Raw genomic sequence first — 6,866 nt, 5'->3', positions numbered from 1 at the left:
CACCCAGCCGGTGAAAATGCCGCCAAGGATCAGGACCGGCATGAAGAGGGCAGGTGCCGTTCCGACAAAAGACGAGGTCAGTTCCTTGAAAGTTGTCGTTCGACCACCAGGGTCACAATTCGTCGACTTGCCGACATAATAGCAGACGGCCATGAACAGGGCACCGAACACAACACCCGGAACCATGCCGGCGAGAAACAGATCCGCGACCGAGACATTGCCGACGAAACCGTAGATAAGCATCGGAATTGAGGGAGGTATGATGATGCCGATCGTGCCGGCAGCAGCGACAAGCCCGGCCGCGAATGCCGTGTTGTAGCCCTCGCGAGACATGTTCTTGATCATGACGGAGCCGATGGCGGCGGAATCGGCAATGGCTGACCCGGAAATGCCGCCGAAAATCATCGAAGCGCCGACGACGACCATGCCGAGGCCCCCGGCCATGAAGCCGAATGCGGCGCGGGCAAAACCGATAATGCGCAGACCGACACCGCCGCGGCTCATCATCTCTCCGGCCACGATGAAGAGCGGAATGGCCAGGAAATGGTTCGGTTCCACTCCGCCAATGAAGTTCAGAAAGAGAGCCTGCAGTGGGTAGCCCAGATCGAAAACGATTATGGGCAGAACCGCCGTGATCAAAATGGCCCAGACCAGCGGTATGCCCAGGAAAACGGTAGTCAGAAAAACCGCGACAACAAAGAGAAGGATCATAGCAGGGCCTCTCCACCATCAGAATGGGTCGCATGCGGAACGACCGGGTTCCGCAGATCGAACGCCATGTTGTAAAGGTGAAAAACGAGCGTCAGGGCCATGCCAACCGGCATGGAGGCGTAAAGCAGACCGACGGGCCAGTAGAGTACCGTGGTTTTCTGAGCCCAGGTATGTAGAGAGATCTTGTATCCGGTATAGATCAGGCTGATCAGCAGGATGGCAATGATCACATCGATTGCGATGGAAAGAATGCGTTGTCCAATGACCGGAAACAGCTTTTCAACGATCTCGGTGACCCGCATGTGAGCACCGCGTGCCACCGCGGCCGCGCAGCCAATGAATGTGCTCCACAGCAGAAGGAAACTGGTAACTTCAAGCGACCACGCCAGGTCAAAACCTGCAAATCCTCTCAAAGAGGCATTGCAGAACACCAGTGTGACAATCGCAAAGCCGCCAAGCGCCAGACAAATGTCGACCAGATGGCTGAGCCAGCGCAGCACAGCCGGATAATGATCTCGGTAGTCCAAGGGTTTTCTCTTTTCAAGAAAGGGCCGGAACCTTCGGGCCGAGCCTTCCGGTTCCGGCAAGTTACGCTTCTAAAGGGCGATCAGTTCTGTGCCGGGAGCGCTTCTCTGATTGCCGCCGCGTCGGCCAGGATGTTGTCAACGGCTTCTTCGCCATAGACATCCTTGGCCTTGACGTAGACCGACTGCACCGCATCGCGAAACGGATCGATTTCCGGAACGCTGACGGTCGCGCCGTCTTCTGTCATTTCAGCAAGCTGGCTGTCGACCGAGCTCTTCACAAGCTCCCGGCTGAAGGCGGCAGATTCCGCGGCGGCCTTCAAAACGGCTTCCTTGTCTTCATCGGAGAAGGATTGCCAGGTTTTCTCGGCGATCGTCAACGGCAACGGGCTGTAGACGTGACGTGTCAGCGTGATGTTTGGAGCGACCTCGTAAAACCGCAGGGACTTGATCGTGTCGACAGGGTTTTCCTGTCCGTTGACGATACCCTGCTGAATGGAAAGATAGACATCCGTGATGGGCATGACGACGGTCTGAAATCCGATTGCTTCCATGGACCAACGGATCATATCGTTCGGGAAAACGCGCATTTTCATTGACTTGGCGTCTTCGGGAGATGCGAGCGGCTCGTTTGTTGTGAAACTGCGGAAACCCGCCTCCCAGGTCGACAGTACACGGAAGCCTTTTTCCGGAAGCTTCTGGAACTCGCCCTGTAGCCATTCCGAGTTGTCGTATAGCTCCCAGCCCTGTTCGTAAGTGTCTACCAGAAACGGCATCGCTGTCAGGTTGAGTGTCGGCAGATGCGTTGCGTAGCTGCCGGTTGCCGAAACTGTGAAATCAATGCCGCCTAGCTGGAGCATTTCAATCGCCTTCGGATCGTTGGCCAACTGGCCCGACGGGAAGATCTGTACCTCGTAGCGGCCGTCTGTGTATTCGGTGAGTTTTTCCGCAAACAGTTCTGCAGCTGCCTGACGGGAACCACCCGGATTATCCGTGTGGCTGAACCGCAGCGTTTCCATGGCAGATGCACCGCTCATTCCGGCAACCAGAACGGCAGCACTCAGAAGCAGGCGGCTCAAACTTTTCTTTTCCAGCATTTCAGTCTCCTCCCACGACCGCATTTCAGGTCGTATCAAATTGCACATTCATTTGCGTATACGCAATTCAATCCCTTGTCAACTTGGCGAATGTCGACTATCAAAAATGGAAGGCGGTCGATGGCGACCCCGAACGAAGCCGCACATGGCTGATGCCCTGCGATGTCGCAGAGGCGGGAGGATTTGAATCGATGAATAAGGGCGGCGAAACCTTGCGAGTGGCCTGTCTGGGGGCTGGCTATTTCGCGCAGTTTCACTATGAGGCCTGGCGGAAGAATGCGCGTGTGCGGCTGGTTGGAGCTTGTGATCGGGATCAGGAAAAGGCCCGGGCAACCGGGCTGACAGCTTTTGGTGATCTTGGCTCCATGCTGAAAATGGTGCGCCCCGATCTCCTGGACATCGTCACGCCGCCATCAAGCCACTTCAGCGCCATTGAGCTCGCCATCGAAAAGGGCGTGAGGGCGATTATCTGTCAAAAGCCGTTCTGCACATCGCTGGAGGAGGCAACACAGGCCGTTGCCCTGGCGAAGGATGCGGGAACCACAATTGTGGTTCACGAGAACTTTCGGTTTCAACCCTGGTACCGAACGATCAGACAGGCGCTCGATGAAGAACTTATTGGTACTGTTCTTCAATTGACCTTCAGACTTCGAACGGGCGACGGACAGGGGCCTCGGGCCTATCTCGACCGTCAGCCCTATTTTCAGGACATGCCGAAACTGCTGATCCACGAAACCGGTGTCCACTGGATCGACACGTTCCGGTTTCTGTTGGGAGAACCCGAAGCGGTCTATGCTGATCTGCGCAGGATCAATCCGGTGATCAAGGGTGAAGATGCCGGTTACTTCATATTCGATTACCCCGACGGGGTTCGTGCCTTGTTCGACGGCAACAGGCTCCTGGATCACGCGGCCGAAAACTGCCGGACAACACTGGGAGAAGCGCTTGTCGAGGGCACGAAAGGGACATTGTCGCTGGCAGGGGACGGGTCTGTCCGGCTTCGGCATTTTGCCGATCAGAAGGACACACTCCTGTTTGCTCCCCAGGCTTGGGAGGGGTTCGGCGGTGACTGCGTGAAGAATCTGATAGATCATGTCGCCAGTGGTCTTCTTGACGGAAGACCGTTGGAAAACGAGGCGCAGGACTATTTGAAAGTCATTGCGATTGAACAGGCGATTTACGAGTCGGATCGACTGGGACGGAAAATCCGGGAGTTTGCCAGTGCTTGAGGCACCAAAACCCAAAACAATCACGACACAGGCGATGGAGCAGATCCGCCAATTGATCTTTGACGGCGAATTGGCGGCCGGATCCGACCACCTGGAAAGCGAGTTGGCTGATCGCCTGGGCATGTCCCGCACTCCTGTTCGCGAGGCGACTTTGATGCTGGCACAGCAGGGATTGCTGGAAGTGCGTCCGCGCAAGGGGGTGCGTATTGCAACATTGTCGCTGAAAGACATGGAAGAGATTTATTCGGTCCTTACCGAACTGGAGAGCCTGGCGGCTGAAGAAGCCGCACAGGCAAGGTATTCGGATGAGGATCTGAGCGCACTGAAGCAATCTATCGAAGCAATGGATGACGCTCTCGGGCGCGAGGATCTGGAAGCCTGGGCGATCGCCGACAATGCCTTTCATGAGGAGCTGGTGCGCCTTGGCGGCAACTCCCGTGTTCAATCGATCGTTTCCATGATGGCCAATCAGGTCCGCCGCGCACGTGCCATGACGCTGTTTATCCGGCCCTTGCCGGTCAAATCCAATGAAGACCATCGCGCTGTCTATGATGCGATCAAAAAAGGCGAGGCTGCCCATGCGCGGGAGTGCCACAGAAGTCACCGGCAGCACGCAAGGGAAGTGCTGATCGACCTTTTGAAGAAACACAAGCTGTTCCAGCTTTGAACATGTCGTGGCAATGGGCTTTTGCCCTCGCGGTCTCTCGCGTGCGGCCGAGTGGTTGTGGCCGAAAGAACTCAGAACAACCAGAACAGCAGAAAACGCTCCTGGAACTTTAATTATTCTAAGAGACGTCAAGATAATGTCGCTGTAATTGATACAACACGTGAAAATCGAAATTATTCCAATAAGTAAATAAAAAGAAAATAAACGATATTTTTCACCTTTCTGCCTGAATCTCGCGAGAGTGTGTCCTGGTTTTCTTCCAGGGTAAAAAACAGGGCAGGTATCATGTTCACGCGAGCCAATCGCCAGCTTGGAATACTATCAATCCTCTTATTGGCAGGGATAGCAGTTCCAGGCTTCGCAGAAGAGCCGGATAAGGTCGACCAGAAGCACCTGAATTCATTGGTGAAGGAGGATCCGCAAGCAGCCTTCATTGAGGCATTTGAAGCCGGTGATGAACTCACGGAAGCATCCTTTTCCGCCGAGCGCGGGGTCGGAGCAAAAGTCAGCCAGGATGGTCGACGGTTTACGCGAATGCCGCGCGCGGACCTGCAGGCCTTTGGCGAATGGACGACCCATCTGCCGGAGCGCGAAGCCGGACCGGTCGCCCAATCCTGTATCTCCTGCCATTCGGCACCCTATGCGAATGGTGCAGGAGCCAATCCGCTCAACGGTATTGTCGATCCGCTCCACTCGGGCGACCCCTCGAAATTTCTTCATCGCAACACGCCGCATCTGTTTGCACTTGGCGCGGTTCAGCGGATCGCTGAGGAACTGACTGCTGAACTGAAGTCGCAAGAAGACACTTTGAAAAAGGAAGTCTGCACACTCAACCAAAGCGCCTCGATCAATCTGACTGCAAAGTCGGTCAATTTCGGAACGCTTTCCGCACACCCGATGCGTGATCCGCAATCGGGGATTTGTGTGGCGGAGTTTGACCGCAGTGGAATTGAAGGTGTTGATGAGGACCTTGTCGTCAAAATGTTCGGTTGGAAGGGGACGCATGCCACGATCCGCAGTTTCACCCGGCACGCTGCGCATAACGAGCTTGGCATGCAGTCGGACGAGCTTGTCGGGACGCATGATGGCGATCACGACGGTGTAACGGGAGAGCTGTCCGTCGGCGACCTGACCGCGTTGGCCGTCTACATGGCCGCTTTGGAGCGACCGATTTCGAGGTTGGAGCTTCACGAGCATGGGCTGATGCAGCTTGAGCCGGACGAAAAGGCGCGGATCGAATTGGGCCGTGAGAAATTCACCGAAGCCAAATGCGACGGTTGTCATGTCCCGGTCATGAAAGTCTCCACGCCGATTTTCACCGAACCGAGCCTTCAGGACGGATTTCGCGAAGATGTACTGCCATCCGGCCAGAAAGCGATTGATGCCGGACTGTCGCGCGACACGGCCATCTGGTTCGATCTCACCAAGGATTCACCCAACAATCACGTCGAGACCAAGAGTGGTGAAATGTTGAATCTCGGCGTGTTTCCGAGGGCAGAGGACGGATCCGCACTGATTGCGTGGTACTCGGATTTCAAGCGCCATGACATGGGTGAGAAACTGCGCGATCCCGTCGATGCTCATGGGTTCGGTGCATCTGTCTGGCCAACAGCTTCTTTGGCTGGTGTTGGCTCGACCGGACCGTGGCTGCACGACGGCAATGCAACAACGTTGAACGAGGCAATTCTCGCTCATGGCGGTGAAGCTGAAGAAAGCCGAATGGCTTACGAAGAACTTGTCGAGGAGGATCGCGCCGCCATCGTGGCCTTTCTGGAGAACCTGATCATCATCGATCTGGACCCAGAAGACGAGGAAGAAGATCACGCAGCGTCTCCGGAACCGGTGCGCGCGCAGAAGACGACTTTGGCGGTGAACGTCATTCCACCGGTAAAACCGTGACCTGATCGACCGCATGGGAAGGATATGACGGCCAGTTCGCTGAACTGGCCGTTGTTTCATTTATGTGTCATCCCTGCGAAAGCAGGGATCCAGTAGACACCGAGCCTTGCGGCTCACGCTGATGCCCGGGTTGCTGGATCGCGGATTTGTGCTGACGCTTCGTCCTTGATGAAAATCGCGAAGCGCAGCGCCGTTCGCAAACAGGAACCCGTCACCCTGCCTGCCAGACCTTGATCGCTTCAACCGGGTAAAGCAGCATCAGAACGTTCAGCGTGAGATCGTCCCGGATCACCCACAGAGCCAGTAATTCAAAGACAATTGCCGTGAGGATCGTGACCCAGACCGGCATCCGCCAGGCGAAGAAGAAGCCAAGTAACATCCAAAGGATATCGAAGACGGAATTGAGCACACTGTCGCCCGTATAGCCAACGGCTATGGTCGCTTCACGGTAACGGTCGATTATCCACGGGCTGTTCTCTGCTACTTCCCAGGCGGCTTCAATGAAGATCGCTCCAAGTGCGCGCTCGCCAACGGTCCATTTACGGAACAGCAGCCACAGCACCCAGTAGAATATGAAGCCATGGATGATATGGGAGAACGTATACCAGTCGGCGATGTGCTGCGATGAGCAGCCGAAAGGAAATTCAGACGGCAATCCGCAACGGATGGGTGACAGACAAGGACGGCAATCGCCTGAAGGCTGACAGCAAATCGGCGATCGAAACGAGATAGGGGAGGT

6 protein-coding genes and 1 pseudogene are annotated in these 6,866 nt (G+C 55.6%); 3 read left to right on the top strand and 4 right to left on the bottom strand.

Going from position 1 to position 6,866, the window contains the following annotated elements; translation table 11 throughout:
- The 3 genes from K5905_RS23570 to K5905_RS23560 all read right to left on the bottom strand — a co-directional run.
- The coding region (locus K5905_RS23570; protein ID WP_297588516.1) for a TRAP transporter large permease subunit at positions 1 to 711 on the bottom strand (711 nt) is incomplete at its 3' end.
- On the bottom strand, positions 708 to 1,238 hold the full coding sequence (locus tag K5905_RS23565) for a TRAP transporter small permease (RefSeq protein WP_297588513.1): 531 nt from the start codon (positions 1,236 to 1,238) through the stop codon (positions 708 to 710). The genes K5905_RS23565 and K5905_RS23570, both read right to left, overlap by 4 nt.
- Before the next feature lie 80 nt (positions 1,239 to 1,318).
- Positions 1,319 to 2,332, bottom strand: a complete 1,014-nt coding sequence (locus K5905_RS23560) for a TRAP transporter substrate-binding protein (RefSeq protein WP_297588511.1) — start codon at positions 2,330 to 2,332, stop codon at positions 1,319 to 1,321.
- A 191-nt stretch (positions 2,333 to 2,523) separates the two neighbouring features.
- Between K5905_RS23560 and K5905_RS23555 the strand changes: the two genes are divergently transcribed.
- The 3 genes from K5905_RS23555 (at position 2,524) to K5905_RS23545 (ending at position 6,127) form a co-directional block, all read left to right on the top strand.
- A complete protein-coding gene (locus K5905_RS23555) occupies positions 2,524 to 3,561 on the top strand; it encodes a Gfo/Idh/MocA family oxidoreductase (RefSeq protein ID WP_297588508.1) in 1,038 nt (345 codons plus the stop codon).
- Positions 3,554 to 4,228 (top strand): GntR family transcriptional regulator, encoded by a 675-nt coding sequence (locus K5905_RS23550; RefSeq protein ID WP_297588504.1) that lies wholly within the window; start codon positions 3,554 to 3,556, stop codon positions 4,226 to 4,228. The genes K5905_RS23555 and K5905_RS23550 overlap by 8 nt, the downstream gene beginning before the upstream one ends.
- A gap of 285 nt (positions 4,229 to 4,513) precedes the next feature.
- Complete coding sequence (locus K5905_RS23545; protein ID WP_297588501.1) at positions 4,514 to 6,127, top strand: di-heme oxidoredictase family protein; 1,614 nt, start codon at positions 4,514 to 4,516, stop codon at positions 6,125 to 6,127.
- 211 nt (positions 6,128 to 6,338) lie between these two features.
- Here the strand turns inward: K5905_RS23545 and K5905_RS23540 are convergent.
- A pseudogene (locus tag K5905_RS23540) lies at positions 6,339 to 6,755 on the bottom strand (DUF2585 family protein); the annotation flags it as partial.
- Positions 6,756 to 6,866 lie beyond the last annotated feature (111 nt).

It is taken from the genome of Roseibium sp., assembly GCF_025698965.1.
In the GTDB taxonomy this organism is placed as follows: Bacteria; Pseudomonadota; Alphaproteobacteria; order Rhizobiales; family Stappiaceae; genus Roseibium.
This window is presented reverse-complemented; position numbering and strand designations above follow the sequence as displayed.

What these genes read in the sequence shown, in the direction of transcription:
- K5905_RS23555 (WP_297588508.1), top strand. Translation starts at nt 2,524, where the DNA reads ATGAATAAGGGCGGCGAAACCTTGCGAGTGGCCTGTCTGGGGGCTGGC.
- K5905_RS23560 (WP_297588511.1), bottom strand. Translation starts at nt 2,332, where the DNA reads ATGCTGGAAAAGAAAAGTTTGAGCCGCCTGCTTCTGAGTGCTGCCGTT.
- K5905_RS23545 (WP_297588501.1), top strand. Translation starts at nt 4,514, where the DNA reads ATGTTCACGCGAGCCAATCGCCAGCTTGGAATACTATCAATCCTCTTA.